This window comes from Candidatus Polarisedimenticolia bacterium (genome assembly GCA_035764505.1).
GTDB lineage: Bacteria > Acidobacteriota > Polarisedimenticolia > Gp22-AA2 > AA152 > AA152.
In genome coordinates this window covers 1-16272 of the sequence record DASTZC010000051.1, presented here as the reverse complement: position 1 = coordinate 16272, position 16272 = coordinate 1, and the positions used below count along the sequence as shown (strand labels likewise).

Genomic DNA, 16272 nt, shown 5'->3' with positions numbered 1-16272 from the left:
GGTCGAATACTCCGGCCTGGCTATGGAGTGGGTCTAGATACTCTGGAGCGGGGAGGGGCGTCAAGTCGCCCCCTGGCCTGGAGCACGGTGATTTCGTAGGGCGAAGGTAGCGCGGAGCTCAGTGGACCGTGAAATCCCCGCGTTGGGAGATTCCGCGTGAGGCGATCTCGTCCAACACCTGGATCTCCAGGTTATAGGGGCCTGGCTCCAGACCTGTAAGAGACACGGGGAATTTCAGCGGTATGCCGTCAGCCGACGTCTCGGCCGTGAATACGTAAAGCGTAGAGGGGATTTCCTGGACAATATCGCTCCCACGACGGATCACTCCCTTGACCCTTACCCGGGCCGTACCCGATTCCTCCTCGCGTTGAGGATGGTAGACGAAAAGGGACCCTACCATTTCCGTGTCTCGAGAAAAGGTCCGTCGGACCGCGGGGATCGTGAGGCGAGGATCCCGGACAACGCCTGAATCCAGGACCACTCTCCTGATCCGCTGGTCCGGACTGCTGAGGATCAGGGAGCTCGCGGCCATCCGGTCCGTGGCGAGAGACGGCACCTTGATCCGACCCTGAACGGCGCCCACTTGGCCGCTTTCCACGTCACTGACCACGGCCACCACTTCGTAGTCTCCCGAAGGGATTCTTCGTTGGACCAGCAACGTCAAATCCTCACTCTCGGGGCCTGCTTCGGAGCTGCGCGCTCCGCTCGCCGGCAGCCGGATTTCGACACGTTGACTGAACCGATCCATGATGCCCAGGGCAGAACGGAAGGTCAGGCCGACATCGAGCCGGGCCACATTCCGATCTCCATGGGGCAGAAAGAGGATCGACCGGTCCGGAATGGCCAAGGCGAGATCCACCGCCTGCCCGCCGTCGGCCGTCAGGTAGAACTCGGGCTCAATCGCAAACGGGAGCTCGTCGAACAGCTCCGGATTCATGTGGGCCGCAAGGATCCTGCGCTCCTGGACCCCTTCGTCCGTCAACCACAGAAACCCCTCCTGCGACCGGATCCTGACTCCTTTGCGGGCAACATTGACAACCGTGGAGTGGAATCTGCCATCCGGCTTACCGGGGGGCCGGTAGGCGAGGACGTAAGTGACCCGGGTCTCCTGCTCTATTCGAGCGAGGCCCGCGGCAAAGTTGTTCGTGCCGTGGATCAGCACACCACCGGTGTTGAGGGCGAAGACCGCTAGATAGTCGCTGAACGTTTTTTCCCGGATCAAACCCAGGGAGTCGATGGGGTGGATGGTCACCTGGGCCGTGGTCGCCTCATGGGCCAGCCGCAGAGCCATCGCCTCACGAAGCGAGTCGAGAGCGAAGCCATTCGAGAAAAAGAAGAGGGCCTTCCTCCCTTCCCACGAGGAAAGGTAGGCGACGAGGGTGTTCATGGAATCGATGTATCGTTCGACTCTGAAACCCTCTTCCGCCGCCAAATCCATGGCGGTCGCATTGCACCCTCACCCACCGGAGGACTGAGAGCTCTCCCTGCCCGCAAAGAGCTGTGAATCGGTTGCGACCGCATCCAAGGCAGCCAGCAACTTCGCCCGTTCACCGGTGAATTCCTGATAGATCTTGAGCTTCAGTCCCAGTCCCGCCACCATCGCTTCATCACCCGCGGAAAGGCTTCCCTTGAGGAAGCTCCGGACCGACTGAATGGCGGCAAGATTCGCGGCCTGAGCGGCGCCAGAATTCGAACCAAGACTCGAACTCTTTGCGTTGATCAAACCGCTGAAGAGAAAGACAAATCGGCGGGTGGACCGGTCAGGAAGGGGATCCTGGGAGTCGCTGCTGCGCTGCACATCCACGGATTCCAGCGGGACCTGGTGGCCGTCCACCCGCAGAATGAACTCGTCTGGACGCAGGTCGCTCACAGGGTGGCCTTGCCGGTCCGTCACGACGGCGTTGATGAGGATCAATGAGACGCGCTCCCGCTGGAATCCGCGGGCGTTTGGAGTCTCGCTCGCGACGGACGGGGCGGCGGCTGTCAGAAGGAGAACGGACAGCGCCATGCCCGAAACGTTGACGAGCAAGGACCAGGATTGATGGATGCGCATCGCAGGCCTCTCGGGCTGCGGATCGGTTACTTGGCTTTGATCATACACCTCTCGCGAGGTCGATCGGGACGAAGATTTCGTGGGAATCGAGAGCGGCCCCATCAAGCCGAGGTTTTCACCGGGGAACGTGGCGGCGCTCCCCTGCGGGGCCGGAAAGCGCTAGACTGTGCGACCGGACCGGACGGATCGTGCCTGGTTCCGGCGGGATGGAATGACGAGCGCCGTGTTTGCGGGGTTGGAGCGCCCGCGAGTCATCAACAATGAAGGAGAAAAGAGTGAGCAAGAAAGTCGTCGGATGCTTGCTGGTGGCCGCCCTGATGGCTGTTGGCTGCGGCGGGAAGAAGAGCGAATCGGAATCGCAGGCAGCGGCGGCGCCGGCGCCTGCCGCGCAGCAGCCCGCGGGAAGCCAGGCCGGAGGATCGGGCTCGATTCCGCTGGTCGATTCGCGGGGCAACCCGGTCCCGGGAATGCCGTCGGCGACCGGCACCACGCAGCAGGCGGAAGGACTGGTCTGGACCGCTCCGTCCGGATGGACGGAGGAGCCGCCCTCCTCGTCGATGCGCAAGGCACAGTATTCCGTGCCGGCGGCAGCCGGGGACTCGGAGCCGGGGCAGTGCGCGGTCTTCTATTTCGGCGCCGGACAGGGGGGCGACATCAAGGGGAACGTCGACCGGTGGGCCGCGCAGTTCGCGGACGCCGCCGGAAATCACCCGACGCCGCAGATCAGCGAAGGGCGAGTGTCGGGGCTGAAGGTGATGCGCGTCTCCACCCAGGGAACCTACACCGCCGGCGCGATGTCGGGTGGCGACCCGACTCCGAAGCCGGATCAGATGCTCCTCGGAGCTATCGTGGAAGGGGCCGAGTCGAACTGGTTCTTCAAGTGCACCGGCCCGAAGAAGACGATGGAGGCGAACCGAGCTGCCTTCGAGTCCCTGGTCGGGTCGATCCATCCCAACTGATCGCGGGGCAAACATCTCGTGAGCGAGGCGATCTGGTTGGCAGTCGTCCTCGGCATCGTCGAGGGCCTGACCGAGTTCATCCCGGTGTCGTCGACCGGCCATCTGATCATCGCCGGATCGCTTCTGGGCATGACGGGGGAGAAGACCAAGACCTTCGAGATCTTCATCCAGCTCGGGGCGATCCTGGCGGTGGTGGTCTATTACCGGCGGCGCTTCTTCGAGCTGCTGCAGCCGAAACCCAGCCACGGGCGCTTCGCGGGCGTGCGCGGCTGTCTGCTGCTGGCAATCACGACCCTGCCCGTCCTGGCGATCGGCTTCCTGGCGCGCGATTTCATCAAGGCACGCCTGTTCGCTCCGGTGCCGGTGGCCATGGCGCTCGCGGTCGGCGCGGTCGCGATCCTGGCGGCGGAGCAGTGGCGTCCCGAGCCGAACACCCACGGCCTCGACGCGGTGAGCTGGAGGCAGGCCCTGGGAATCGGGCTGTTCCAGTGCTTCGCTCTGTGGCCCGGGATCTCGCGCGCGGCCGCCACCATCGTGGGGGGCATGCTCGGGAAGCTGGATCGCAAGACGGCGGCGGAGTATTCCTTCTTCGCCGCGGTGCCGGCTCTATCCGCTGCCACGTTGTACGATCTCTACAAGTCGCGCGACCTGCTCTCCGGGTCGGATGTCCCGGTGTTCGCCGTCGGCTTCATCGTCTCCTTCCTGTTCGCCTGGCTGGCGGTGGCCGGATTCCTCAAGCTCCTGCAAAGAGGCTCGCTACGTCCCTTCGCCTGGTACCGGCTCCTGATCGCCCCCATCATCTATTACTTCATGCGCTCGGCGTGACGGACGTCACGTTCCCATAGGTCCCCGGTGTTAAGATAGGGCCATTCTTCTCCAGCCATTCCCAGGCCCGGCACCGGAGGGTCCCATGAATCGGCCGCGCTCCCTTCTCCTCCGCACAATTTGCCTGATGATCATCGCCGGCATGGCGACCGCCGCCGGCTTCGCCGTGATCCAGCGAGGCGATCGCGACGGCACTCCCTTGATCCAGGGGACCGATAGGCGCGCGGGGCCGCTCCCCGAGAGCTCGTCCCTATGGTTCGTGGAGCTGTCCAGCCCGCCTCTGTCGGAGGCAGGCCCGGTAAGCGATTCGAAGTACCTCACCAAGCTGCACCAGGAGAAGCAGGACTTCCGCGCGGCGGCGCACAAGCGCGGCATCCGCTTCACCGAGCGCTACGCTTTCGACCAGCTCTGGAACGGGTTGTCGTTGGAGGTCGATCCGCGCCAGCTGCTGGAGCTGTCGACCACCCCGGGCGTGGCCGCGCTCTACCCGGTGCTGGTGGTGGAAGAACCGGAGAGGGCGCTGCCGATGGAGCCTTCCAGTGGCGCAACGCTCGATCTGTTCACTGCCATCACCATGACCGGCGCGTCACAGGTCCAGGAGATGGGAATCACCGGCGCCGGGGTCACTGTCGGAATCATCGATACCGGCGTCGACTACATGCACCCCGATCTCGGAGCCGGCTTCGGGCCTGGCTTCAAGGTGGAGGGGGGCACCGACCTGGTGGGCGATCTCTACATCGGCCCCGGCAGCTTTCCCAGTCCCGATGGCGATCCGCGCGATTGCAACGGACACGGCACGCACGTTTCGGGGATCGTCGCCGCGAACGGTGTCGTCAAGGGGGTCGCTCCCGGTGCGCACCTGCGGGCCTACAAGATCTTCGGCTGCTTCGGCGGCTCCACCGCCGACGTCATCGTGGCGGCCATGGAGGCGGCGCTGAACGACGGCGTGCGCATCGTGAACCTGAGCCTGGGGAACCCGTTCCAGTGGCCCCGCTATCCCACCGGCCGCGCCGCCGACAACCTGGTGAACCGCGGGGTGGTGGTTGTAGCCTCGGCGGGGAATTCCGGATCGAGCGGCTTGTTTTCCATCGGCGCCCCGGCGGCGGGGCGCAAGGCGATCGCCGTCGCCTCGGTGGAGAACCTCAAGGTGCACTCGCACGCTGCACAGGTCCCGGGAGGGCCGACGATCGGCTATCTGCCGATACGGAACATGCTGTCTCCGCCGCTGCTCGGATCGGCGCTGATCAAGGACGTCGGCCGCGCCTGCAACAACGAGCGTGCGCTGCTGGTCGGCTTGCAGGGGAAGATCGCGATCATGCAGCGAGGGCGCTGCGGCATGCAGGAGAAGATCTTCAACGTGCGCGGCGCGGGCGCGGTCGCCGCCCTCATGTACAACGATTCCCCGGGCATCTTCCTGCTCGGGCTCCAGCAGCCCATCCCTTTTCCCGCCGCCACCATGTCGCTCGAGGACGGCGCCTACCTCTCGGCGCGGGCACGCTTCCCGACCATGCTCTCCTGGACCACCGGGTTCGTGGAGGAAGCGAATGCCGCCGGCGGCACCACCTCCGTGTTCAGCTCTTATGGATCCGGCCCCGAGCTCGATCTGAAGCCCGACATCGCGGCGCCGGGAGGGCTCATCTATTCCACGCTCCCCCTGGTGCAGGGAGGGTACGGAATCTTCAGCGGCACCTCGATGTCCTCGCCTCACGTGGCCGGGACGGCGGCGCTCCTGCTGGAGGCGAAGCCCAATACTCCCGCGCAATCGGTGCGCGACATCCTGCAGAACTCCGGCGTGCCGCGCCCCTGGTACCTGAACCCGATCTCGGGCCTCCCCGAGCCGATCCTGCGGCAGGGAGCCGGCATGGTCGACATCTTCACGGCGATCCAGTCTCCCTGGCGCATCACTCCGGCCAAGATCGCGCTGGGGGAGATGGAAGGACGCCCACAGACCCGCACGCTGGTCGTTCAGAATCAGGGAAGCACCCCTCTGGAGCTGCATCCGACGCACCTGGCGGCGGCTTCCACGGGGAAGTTTCCCTTCGAGGCGGCCATCGCCCCAGGCCTGGCGGAGGTGAGCTTCAGCCCCGCGATCCTGCGCGTCCCGGCGGGCGGGTCGGCATCGCTCGACGTGACCTTTGCGGAGCCGCCCGAGCTGGAGGAAGGGGGGCAGTTCGGCGGGTTCGTCATCCTCTCGCCGGCGGATGGGAGCCGGCCGCTGCGCGTGCCTTATCTCGGGATGAAAGGGGATTACCAGCACCTCGTGGCGATGGATCCTGCCGCCTCGCCGTACGGCAACCCGCTCCTGAGCGATGACCTCTATTTCAGGCCGCCGGGTCCTCTGGCCATCCACCCGGACAATGGCTCGGCCGCCTGGGTCCTCTTCCAGCTGCAGTATCCCGTGCGCCGGGTCCGCCTGAACCTGTTCGAGGCAGGGGGGAAAAGCCTCGGCCGCCTCTCCGAGACCTGGTACTTCCCGCGCAACTCGGACCAGGAGTTCTTCTATTTCCTCATCTGGTCCGGGAAGGACCCCGACGGCAACCCGGTGCCGAATGGCGATTACGTCCTGAAGCTCTCGGTCGAGAAAGCCCTGGGTCAGGACGACAATCCGGACCACTGGGAGAACTGGACCTCCTCCGTGGTGACCGTGGAGCGCTGATCGGGTAAACTGCGCGCTCTTACCGGAAGCTTCCGTCAGGAGAGCGCGCTGGACCTCATTCAGAAATTCTTCCAGACCATCTACAACGTCCCCGGACTCATCAGCTACGGTGGGATCCTCGGGATGTCCGTCATTGTCTTCGCCGAGACGGGACTGCTCATCGGGTTCTTCCTGCCCGGAGACTCGCTCCTGGTCATCGCCGGGACCTTCGCAGCCAAAGGCGAGCTGAACATCGTCTGGCTGAACCTGGCGCTGATCGCGGCGGCGATCCTGGGAGATGCCACCGGGTACTGGATCGGCTATCGGGCGGGCCAGGCGATCTACAGCCGTCCCGACAGCTTCTTCTTCCGCAAGAAGCATCTGATGGCGGCCCACGACTTCTACGAGAAGCATGGCGGCAAGACGATCATCATCGCCCGCTTCATGCCGATTATCAGGACCTTCGCCCCCGTCGTGGCGGGCGCGGGCACGATGAGCTATCCCCGCTTCGCGACCTACAACGTGGTCGGGGGCATCGGCTGGGTCGCCTCGATGACGCTGGCCGGCTATTTCCTCGGGAAGGCGGTCCCCGACCTGGACCGGCACATCCACCTGGTGGTGGCGGGGGTCATCTTCCTCTCCCTGCTGCCGGCCATCATCGCCTTCCTCAAAACGTGGCTGCAGAAGAGAAAGGCCTGAGGCGCCTGGTTCCCTCGGCTGGATCCGCAGCGCAGCGTCCCCGCCTGTTGTAGAATTCCGCGTCCCGCAGCCATCGAAAACGCCATCCGATCTCGAGGGATTTCCATGCGACGCATTCTGCTCGCGGCGTGCTGTCTGGCGCTGCTCGTCCTCGCCTTGCCGACCGACCTCCTCCGGGCCACGCCCGCGGCTTCCGGCGCGGAGGTGCGCTACGCCGCGCAGTCCTCGCCGGAGGCACGGCAATTCCTTGATCTTTACGCCCGCCTCTACTCCGTCGTGCGCTACGAAGCGCAGAAGGCGGAGTGGGCGGCCAGCACCGACGTCACCGACGAGCATGTCGGCGGGCGAATCGCGGGAGGGAAGGCGCTCGCCGCGCTGGCCGGCTCGCCCGCGGTCATCCAGGCGGCGCGCGACTTCCTGAAGCAGCCCGAAAAGCTCTCCGCGCTCGACGCGCGCCAGCTCCAGAAGATCCTGCTGGATGCGGCCGAGGCACCCGGCACGGTGCCGGAGGTGGTGGCGAAGCGCGTGGAAGCCGAGGCGCGCCAGTCGAGCATCCTGGATTCGTTCCAGTTCTGCCTGGAGCGCAGCGGCGACAAGTGCACCAAGCCGGTCACCGCCAACGATCTCGACGATATCCTGAACGACTCGAAGAGCCTGCCGGAGAGGCTGCGGGCCTGGGAGGCTTCGAAGGAGACCGGACCGGCGCTCAAATCGGGCCTGGTCGAGCTGCGTCAGCTGCGCAACGCCGTGGCGAAGGAGATGGGGTACCGCTCCTTCTTCGACCTTCAAGTAGCCGATTACGACATGAGCGTCGACGAGATGATGCAGATGCTCTCCGGCTTCATGACCGACATGCAGCCGCTCTACCGGGAGGTCCATTGCTGGTCGAAGTACGAGCTGGCGAAGAAATATGGGCAGAAGGTGCCGAAGAAGATCCCGGCGCACTGGCTCAACAACCGCTGGGCCCAGGCGTGGAGCGGCCTGGTCGAGGGGGTCGATCTGGATCCCTACTTCAAGGACAAGACACCCGAGTGGGTGGTGAAGAAAGGCGAGGCCTTCTACGTCTCGATGGGCTTCCCGTCGCTGCCGGAGTCGTTCTGGAAGCTGTCGGACCTCTACCCGGTCGGAGAAGGCAATCCGCGCAAGAAGAACACCCACGCTTCGGCCTGGGACATGAACCTGGAGGGGGACGTGCGCTCTCTGATGAGCGTGCAGGCCAACAGCCGCTGGTTCGGCACGGCGCACCACGAGCTGGGCCACATCTATTACTACCTCTCCTACGACCGGCCGGCGGTGCCGATCTTCCTGCGCGAAGGCGCGAACCGTGCCTTCCACGAGGGGATCGGCGATTTGATCGCCATCGCGGCGGGGCAGGAGCCTTACCTGCGGACCGTGGGGATCCTGCCCGCCGGAGCCAGGATCGATCAGAAGAAATGGCTCCTCAACGAAGCTCTCGAGGAGGCGGTGCCGTTCATTCCCTGGGCCGCGGGAACGATGTCGTTCTGGGAGCGCGACCTGTATGAGAAAGACCTCCCACCGGACCAGTTCAATCGCCGCTGGTGGGAGTACGTGGAGAAGTTCCAGGGGGTCACGCCGCCGGCGCCGCGCGGCGAGGAATTCTGCGACGCCGCCACCAAGACCCACATCAACGACGACCCGGCCCAGTACTACGACTATGCCATCGCCACCGTCCTGAAGTACCAGCTGCACGACAAGATCTGCCGCGACGTCCTGCACCAGGACCCGCACGCCTGCAATTACTACGGCAGCAAGGCGGTGGGAGATTTCCTGCGGAGGATTCTGGAGGCGGGGGCGACACGGCCGTGGCGCGAGGTCATCCGCGAGGCAACCGGGTCGGAGCTGAGCACCAAGGCGATGGCCGCCTATTTCCGGCCGGCGCTGGAGGACCTCAAGAAGCAGAACAAGGGGCGGCAATGCGGCTGGGAGTGACCGGGGCGCTCCTTTTCGCCCTTTCCTCGTTCGGGATCGAAGTACCGGTGCTCGCCACCGAGGGCAGCGCGAGTCCCGCGACCGAGGAAGCGGCGGTCTCGGCCCGACCCGCCGCTTCGGCGACCGGCGCATCCCCGGAGCCGCCCGCCGCGATCCGGGACAACAGCTTCCTGCTGGAAGAGGCCTACAACCAGGAAGCGGGCGTCATCCAGCACATCAACAGCTTCTTCGGCTCGCTCGACAACCGCGACTGGCTCTACACCTTCACCCAGGAATGGCCCATCAAGGGGCAGAAGAACCAGCTGAGCTACACGCTGACGCTGACCGATCCGGGACGCACGGGCGGGGAGACGGGGCCCGGCGACATGTTCCTGAATTATCGCTATCAGGTCGCGGGGGGCGGTCCGGAGCGGGTCGCCTTCGCGCCGCGCGTGAGCCTGCTCATCCCCACCGGCGACGAGAAGGAGAACCGCGGCTTCGGTCACTACGGAGTCTTCGTGAACCTGCCGTTGAGCGTCGATTTCACGCCGACTCTGGTGGGGCATTCCAACCTGGGGGCGGGCTGGATCCCTTCGGCCAAGGATGCCGACGGCAATGAAGCCGACCTGAAAGCCTACTTCGTGGGACAGAGCCTCGTGTGGCTGGCACGGCCCGACTTCAACCTGCTGATCGAGGCGGTGTGGGCCAGCGAGGAGGAGATCGCCAGCGAGATCCCCACCGAGGTCGAGACCGACCGCTCCAGCAGCTTCTTCGTGAACCCGGGGATGCGCTGGGCCATCGACCTCCCCTCCGGCCTGCAGATCGTTCCAGGAATCTCGTTTCCGATCGGCCTCGGCTCGAGCCGCGGCGAGGAGGCCGTGCTCCTCTATCTCAGCTTCGAGCACCCCTTCGCTTCGCCGCGCGACTGAGGACGCGAAGCGGCATGCGCCCGGCTGCAAATAGCTCCCTTGCCGCAGGGATCGGGGAGAGATGCCGAAACGCCCGGTGGCGGTAAGAATGGTCTGGATCCTGGGAATCGCCGCCTGCGGTTATCTGGCCCTCTGCCTCGCAGCCTTTCTCCTTCAGCGCAAGCTCCTCTACTTCCCCGTCCGCTGGACCGCTTCCGAAGCGCGCCGTGCCAATCCCGGCTACGATGAAATCCAGGTGCGCACCTCCGACGGGGAGGAGATCCATGGCTGGCTGAACCGCGTGGAGGATTCCCCCTGGACCGTCCTCATCTTCCATGGCAACGCCGGCAACCTGATGTACCACGAGGCGCCGCTGGAGATCTTCCGGGCGATCGGGTTGCAGGCGATCCTGTTCGATTATCGCGGCTACGGACTCAGCAGCGGCTCGCCGAGCGAGGTGGGGCTGCTGCGTGATGGAGAAGCAATTCGGGACTACGCTGTAAGCACCTTGGGAGTGCCGCCGGAGCGCCTCATCTATTTCGGACAATCGCTCGGCAGCGGCGTCGCCGTCCTGCTCGCGGCGTCGAAGCCGCCGGGCCGACTCATCGTGGAGTCGGGCTACCCGGCGCTTCCCGCCGTGGCGGGCGTCCACTATCCTTTTCTGCCCGCGGGGCTGCTGATGCAAGATCGATTCGCAGCCGCCGAGAAGATCGCCTCCGTGAAATGCCCCATTCTGTTCCTGCACCCTGGGCTCGATGAGGTCATCCCCATCGCGCTGGGCCGCGCCCTCTATGACGCCGCGAACGACCCGAAGCGCTTCGTGGAGATTCCCGGCGCGCACCACAACGACGCCTTTCAGGTCTCGCTGGACCGGCACGTGGCGGCGATTGCGCAGTTTCTCTCGACTCCGCCCTGACGCAGCCTCACGACGCATCAGGATCAGGACTCTCCGAAGCACTCCGCGCGGCCCCCTGAGCTTCCCCTGCTCAAGTGTCGGCCCTTCAGGCGCGGCCAGTTCCCAGCCGTCGCCTGGACAAGTGTCGGCCCTTCAGGCGCGGCCGGTTCCCAGCCGTCGCCTGGACAAGTTTCGGCCCTTCAGGCGCGGCCGGTTCCCAGCCGTCGCCTGTAAGGGTGCCCCTGTTCAACGGTAGATAACTTATTACTCGTAGCGCAGGGCGACCATCGGATCGACGCGGCTGGCGCGCCGCGCCGGCAGATAGCAGGCAGCCGCCGCCACGACGAGCATGAGGATCGCGACGAGACTGAAGACGGCCGGATCGGACGCGCTGACCCGGTAGAGCAGACTGTCCATCCAGCGGGTCAGGGCCAAAGAGGCAGCGACGCCGATTGCCGTCCCCACGACGGCGAGGCGGAAGCCCTGACGCAGGACGAGTGCCAGGATTTCCCTCTGCCGCGCCCCGAGTGCCATGCGGATGCCAATCTCCTGCGTGCGTCGCGTGACGGCATGGGACATCACTCCGTAGATGCCTACCACCGCCAGGATCACGGCCAGCAGGGCGAAGCAGACGAGCAGGAGCATGGCCCAGCGCCGTGGGGCGAGCGAATCGGAAAGAAGCCGATCCACGCGATCGATCGAGGCGACCAGCTGGGGATCCTGCGAGCGCACCATCGCACGGAGCCGCGCTGCGGCCGCATCGTCGCTCAAGCGCGCGACGATGGAGGCACGGCGCGACGGGATCTGAGCGAACGGAAAGTAGACGGTAGGCGGCTCGTCCTTCTCCAGCGAGAAGGTGCGGACATCGCCGACGATGCCGACGATCTCACGCCATTCACTGCCCTCCCGCGTGTTGTACCCGATGCGCTTGCCGATCGGGTCGTCGTTCGGAAAATGGGTGCGGGCGAGCGACTCGTTGATCAGGAGGACGGGCTGGGAGCCCTTCGTGTCGCGCGCGTCGAAGTTCCTGCCGCGGATCAGCCGGAGGCGGGCCGCCGGCAGATAGCCGGGAGAGATCATGCTGTACCAGGAGGAAGGACGTCGATCGGGCGGCGGCTCCGGCCGGCCTTCGATGCTGAAGCCGGCGTCGCTGTTGGTCCCGCCGAAGGGAACATTGCTGATGAGACCGAGCCCGGAAACTCCGGGGACCTGGCCCATGCGCTCCAGGAGCTGCTCGTAGAAGGCATCGATCTGAGCGGATTCCGGGTATCTCGTCTGGGGCAGACTCAAACTCACCGCGATCAGGTGCTCGGCATCGATGCCCGGGTCGGTCTTCAGCAGCGAGGCGAAGCTCTTCAGGAGGAGCCCACCGCCTGTCAGAAGTACCAGCGAGAGCGCCACCTCCGCCACCACGAGGGCCTGGCGGGTCGACGCACGCGTCTCGCCGGAGCCGAGGGAGCCTTCGCGCATCGCCGGGGCAAGACCTGTTCGCGACGATGCGAGCGCCGGGACGAGACCGAACAGCAGGGGTGTCGCAACCGAGAGCAGGAGCGTGAATCCCAGGACCCGGTAGCTCGGGGCGGTGTCGAAGTAGGCCAGTGCGTCGGGCAGCCCGCTGCGGAGGAGATCAATCCCCCACCAGGCGATCCCAAGCCCCGCCACCCCGCTCAGGATCCCCAGCACCAGGCTTTCGGTCAGAAGCTGCCGGACAATTCTTCCCCGTGAGGCTCCCAGCGCCCGGCGGATCGCAATCTCCCGGTGGCGGGTCGTCGCCCGCGAGAGAAGCAGGTTGGCCACGTTGGCGCAGGCGATCAAAAGGACGAAGGCCACCGCGCCGAAGAGGATCACCATGGGACGGCGCGCCTCTGCCACGAAGTTCTCGCGCAGCGGCACGACCGTCGCGCCGATCCCCTTGTTGGTGTCGGGGTATTGCGAGGCGATCCGCTCGGCCACCACCTTCATCTCGGCCTGGGCGCGCTCCATCTCGACGCCCGGTTTCAGGCGGCCGATCACCCGGATCACGGCATTGCCGCGTCCGGCCCGTTCCGCCCGCATCGGCGCCCAGATCTCGGCGTCCGGGATCACCGGAAAGCGGAAGTGCTCGGGCATCACCCCGATCACGGTGGACGGGATGCCGTTGAGCGAGAGGACCTTTCCGAGGACGGCGCGGCTCTCACCGAAACGCCGCTTCCAGAGACCGTGGCTGATCACGACGACGCGCCCCGCGTTCGGCACGTCCTGCTCCACCTGGAAATCCTGACCGAGCACCGGCGCGATGCCGAGTGTGGAGAACATCTCCCGAGTGACCAGCGCCCCAATCATCTGCTCCGGCTCTCCTTCTCCCGTGAGAGTGGGCTGCCAGTTGTTCAAGGCCGCCATCGACTGGAAGCTCTTTCCCTGATCGTGCCAGTCGAAGAAAGTTGCCGGGTTCGTCCATTCCCTCTCCGGGCCTTCGCGCCGCGTCCAGTCCTCCCAGATCATGACCAGGCGGTCCTGGGCGGGATAGGGGAGAGGACGCAGGAGGACCCCGTCGAGGATGCTGAAGAGCGCGGTGTTCGCGCCGATCCCCAGGGCCAGGATGAATACGGTGAGGACGACGAAGCCGGGCGAGCGCCTCAAGGCGCGGAATCCAATGCGCAGATCCTGTCCGAAGCTCTCCATGACGGTCCTCCGGCGGGAAAAGGAGACGGAATCCCGCCCCGACTGCGAATTGCGTGCCATCGAATTATCGAAGCCGCAAGGGGCTACAAAGAGGATGGGCGAGAAGGCACGCGTCCGGGCATGGGATCGGCAGTCCCGGAAACGAACAGGGCAGGGGGCGGAGAACCTGGGCGTGCGGGACCTGCTCGACAGACTGCTCAATCCCTGGAAGCGAGGAGTTTCCCGGGTCGTCGGAAAGTCATCCGTCGGGACCCGGGAGGATGCACATTCTTCAGCGCAGCGCCTGCTTCAGGGTGGAGTCGTCGTCGAGCAGGAGCCACTCCTCGATGGAAAGGGGCAGCGAGCCGTTGGCGAGCAGATCGTCGTGGAAGCGCCCGAGCTGGAACTGCGCACCTTTGGCGTCGCGGTAGCGGCCCAGCAGCCTCTGGATCTGCCATTTCCCCACCATGTAGGTGATCTTCTGCGTCGGATCCGAGGCGGCGCCGGCGGCCTCGCCCTCGGCCGCCTCGCGGTCCAGCCCTCCCGCCTCCATGAAGTACTTCACCGCCTGCTCGAAGGTCCAGCGGCCGGTGTGCAGGTTCACATCGACGCCGATGCGCGCCGCGCGGTAGCGCGACAGACGCAGCACCTGCCCATGGGAGGCGGAATCCAGGGGATACAGCCCCGTCCGCAGCAGCATCTCCTCCCCGTACAATGCCCACCCTTCGACGAAGATGCCGTCCTGGTGCTCACGACGTATCTCGTTGGTGAGATGGTTGGCGATCGAGATTTGCAGGAAGTGTCCCGGGATCCCTTCGTGGCCCAGGATCGGGCGCGGATCCTCGATGGCGGCGCGGATGTAGAAGTTTCCGCTCTTCGGGTTGTAGGTGGGGATGAAATAGAAGCCGCCGCTGTCCTTGTCGTACAGCCCCGGCGCGTTCATGAAGCCGCCCGGGCTGGTCGGCTTGAAGGCCTCGGGAAGCTGCCGGATGGTGAATTGCCCGAGATAATCGGGGAGGCTGACGAGCCGGTTGCTCTGCAGGAAGTCGATCATCTCCTCCTGGCGGCTCTCGTAAGCCTTGAGGAACTCCGCCTGATCCTTCGGCACCTTGGCGCTGCGCGACGGATCGGGCGAGGCGAGCGAGGGGTCCTTGAGCATCGACTCGAGCGCCCGGTAGCGCGCCAGCTCCGCCTCTCCCAGCATCGCCACCTGCGAGGCGTCCAGCGGCAGCAGGTAGGCGCGCTTCAGGAACTCGTTGTAGCGCTCCTCGCCCATCGGGGCGAAGGCGACCATCGAATCGAGGCGCTTCTCGAGGGTGTCGGCGTAGGACTTCAGCGCTGCCAGCGCGGCGTCGCGCGATTTCACCAGCGCGGCCTTCTCGGCGGCCGGCATGTCCTTCGCCAGGGTCATCAGGCTGTCGTTGAACAGCGAGTCGATCGAGCGGGCCGACTGGATCGCCAGCTCGGCATAGAGGCGCACCGGCTCCTTGAGGTTCTGCTTTCCCTGCTCCAGCAGCGCCGGCATCGCCGCCAGCCGCGCCGCGGCGGAGCGGGCCCGGTTTGCCGGCAGGTCGTATTCCTTCTTGAGCAGCGAGAAGATGCCGTTGCTGCACTCATTGACGTAAACCTGGGGATTGGTCTCCTCGAAGCGCAGCACGCGATCGTAGAACGCCCCTCGCTCCAGATCGGATCGGAATAGCAGCCAGTCGACCCTGTCGTCCTTGCCCCACGAGTCGCCGGGCATCGCCCGCACCTCGTCGAGCAGCTTGCGGACATGCTCGCGCCGCTCGGCGATCGCCTTGGGCGAATAGTCGGTCAGCTTGGTGTCCCAGGTGTGCAGCCCCTGATCGCTGCTGGAGACCGGGTACTGCTGGTTGCGCCACTGGAAGTATTCGTGCGCCACGGCGCGCAGCCGGGACGGCCCCGAGGCTTCGGCTGGGCGCTGCGCCGCCATCGACAGGGCGGCAGGGAGGAACGTCCAGAGCGCGCCGGCCAGACCGAACCAGCAGAGCCACTGATCTCTCGGCATGCGAGTCTCCTGCGAGCGGGGTGGGCGGGTGCTTTCGGAAAGGGGAATTCTACGCCAGGGTGGAAGCGGGCCGCCACGAGGCGGGGAAGGCGGAGATCGGGAAGTGAGGACTTAGAAGTCGATTTGGAAGCCGAGCTGGTAGCGGCGGCCGAAATCGCGCTCGCCCACCAGCAGGACCTTGGCGGGGATGATGACGGGCGTGGGATTGTCCTTGAAGTAGCTGGTGGTCGCACGCCGGTTCTCCAGATACGAAACCCGCAGGTCGTCGCTGTTGAGGAGGTTGTAGACCTCCAGGAAAGCCGATGCCGCTGCCTTGCCGATCACGAAGCTCTTGGTGACGCGGGTGTTGAACAGGTAGGTGGCGGGGTTGCGGTGGGTGTTGCGCTCCTCCTGGGTGAAGCCGAAGCTCCTGTTCGGCACGTACCCGTAGAGGAGGCGGGACTGCCCGTAGCCGACATTGTCGCTGTCGAAGTAGTGGACGACGTTGGAATAGGGAAGTCCCGATGCCCAGGTGGCGGTCCCTCCGAGCCTCCAGTCGCGGGGCAGGAAGGCTATGGCGCTGAACTTGACGACGTGCGTCTGGTCGTAGTCGAGCGTGCCGGTCTCGAACTCCGCCAGCGATGGGTCGTTCCCCACAGTGGATTGGTACGACTCGGCGTCTCCCCGGGCGTGGGAGAAGGTGTAGCTCGCCTCCATCTGC

At 65.6% G+C, this 16272-nt stretch carries 12 protein-coding genes; 7 read left to right on the top strand and 5 right to left on the bottom strand.

Going from position 1 to position 16272, the window contains the following annotated elements:
* Positions 1-118: 118 nt before the first annotated feature.
* Both VFW45_03455 and VFW45_03450 read right to left on the bottom strand, forming a co-directional pair.
* Positions 119-1387, bottom strand: coding sequence for a hypothetical protein (locus VFW45_03455; protein ID HEU5179822.1), 1269 nt, complete (start codon positions 1385-1387; stop codon positions 119-121).
* Between the two features lie 69 nt (positions 1388-1456).
* A complete protein-coding gene (locus VFW45_03450; protein ID HEU5179821.1) occupies positions 1457-2053 on the bottom strand; it encodes a hypothetical protein in 597 nt (198 codons plus the stop codon).
* Between the two features lie 275 nt (positions 2054-2328).
* Between VFW45_03450 and VFW45_03445 the strand changes: the two genes are divergently transcribed.
* The 7 genes from VFW45_03445 (at position 2329) to VFW45_03415 (ending at position 10924) form a co-directional block, all read left to right on the top strand.
* Complete coding sequence (locus tag VFW45_03445) at positions 2329-3012, top strand: hypothetical protein (protein ID HEU5179820.1); 684 nt, start codon at positions 2329-2331, stop codon at positions 3010-3012.
* Positions 3013-3030: 18 nt separating this feature from the next.
* Positions 3031-3837 carry an undecaprenyl-diphosphate phosphatase gene (locus VFW45_03440; protein HEU5179819.1) on the top strand — a complete coding sequence of 269 codons (807 nt, stop codon included), beginning with the start codon at positions 3031-3033 and terminating at the stop codon, positions 3835-3837.
* Between the two features lie 85 nt (positions 3838-3922).
* Entirely contained in the window at positions 3923-6493 is a 2571-nt protein-coding gene (locus tag VFW45_03435; GenBank protein ID HEU5179818.1) for a S8 family serine peptidase, read from the top strand.
* A 123-nt stretch (positions 6494-6616) separates the two neighbouring features.
* A complete protein-coding gene (locus VFW45_03430; GenBank protein ID HEU5179817.1) occupies positions 6617-7171 on the top strand; it encodes a VTT domain-containing protein in 555 nt (184 codons plus the stop codon).
* Positions 7172-7276: 105 nt separating this feature from the next.
* Entirely contained in the window at positions 7277-9121 is a 1845-nt protein-coding gene (locus VFW45_03425) for a M2 family metallopeptidase (protein ID HEU5179816.1), read from the top strand.
* Entirely contained in the window at positions 9106-10029 is a 924-nt protein-coding gene (locus VFW45_03420) for a transporter (GenBank protein HEU5179815.1), read from the top strand. The genes VFW45_03425 and VFW45_03420 overlap by 16 nt, the downstream gene beginning before the upstream one ends.
* A gap of 61 nt (positions 10030-10090) precedes the next feature.
* Complete coding sequence (locus tag VFW45_03415) at positions 10091-10924, top strand: alpha/beta hydrolase (GenBank protein HEU5179814.1); 834 nt, start codon at positions 10091-10093, stop codon at positions 10922-10924.
* 243 nt (positions 10925-11167) lie between these two features.
* Here VFW45_03415 and VFW45_03410 read toward each other — a convergent pair whose 3' ends face one another.
* The 3 genes from VFW45_03410 to VFW45_03400 form a co-directional block, all read right to left on the bottom strand.
* On the bottom strand, positions 11168-13564 hold the full coding sequence (locus VFW45_03410) for an ABC transporter permease (GenBank protein ID HEU5179813.1): 2397 nt from the start codon (positions 13562-13564) through the stop codon (positions 11168-11170).
* Positions 13565-13835: 271 nt separating this feature from the next.
* Positions 13836-15572, bottom strand: coding sequence for a DUF885 domain-containing protein (locus tag VFW45_03405; GenBank protein HEU5179812.1), 1737 nt, complete (start codon positions 15570-15572; stop codon positions 13836-13838).
* Between the two features lie 111 nt (positions 15573-15683).
* The coding region (locus VFW45_03400) for a hypothetical protein (GenBank protein HEU5179811.1) at positions 15684-16272 on the bottom strand (589 nt) is incomplete at its 5' end.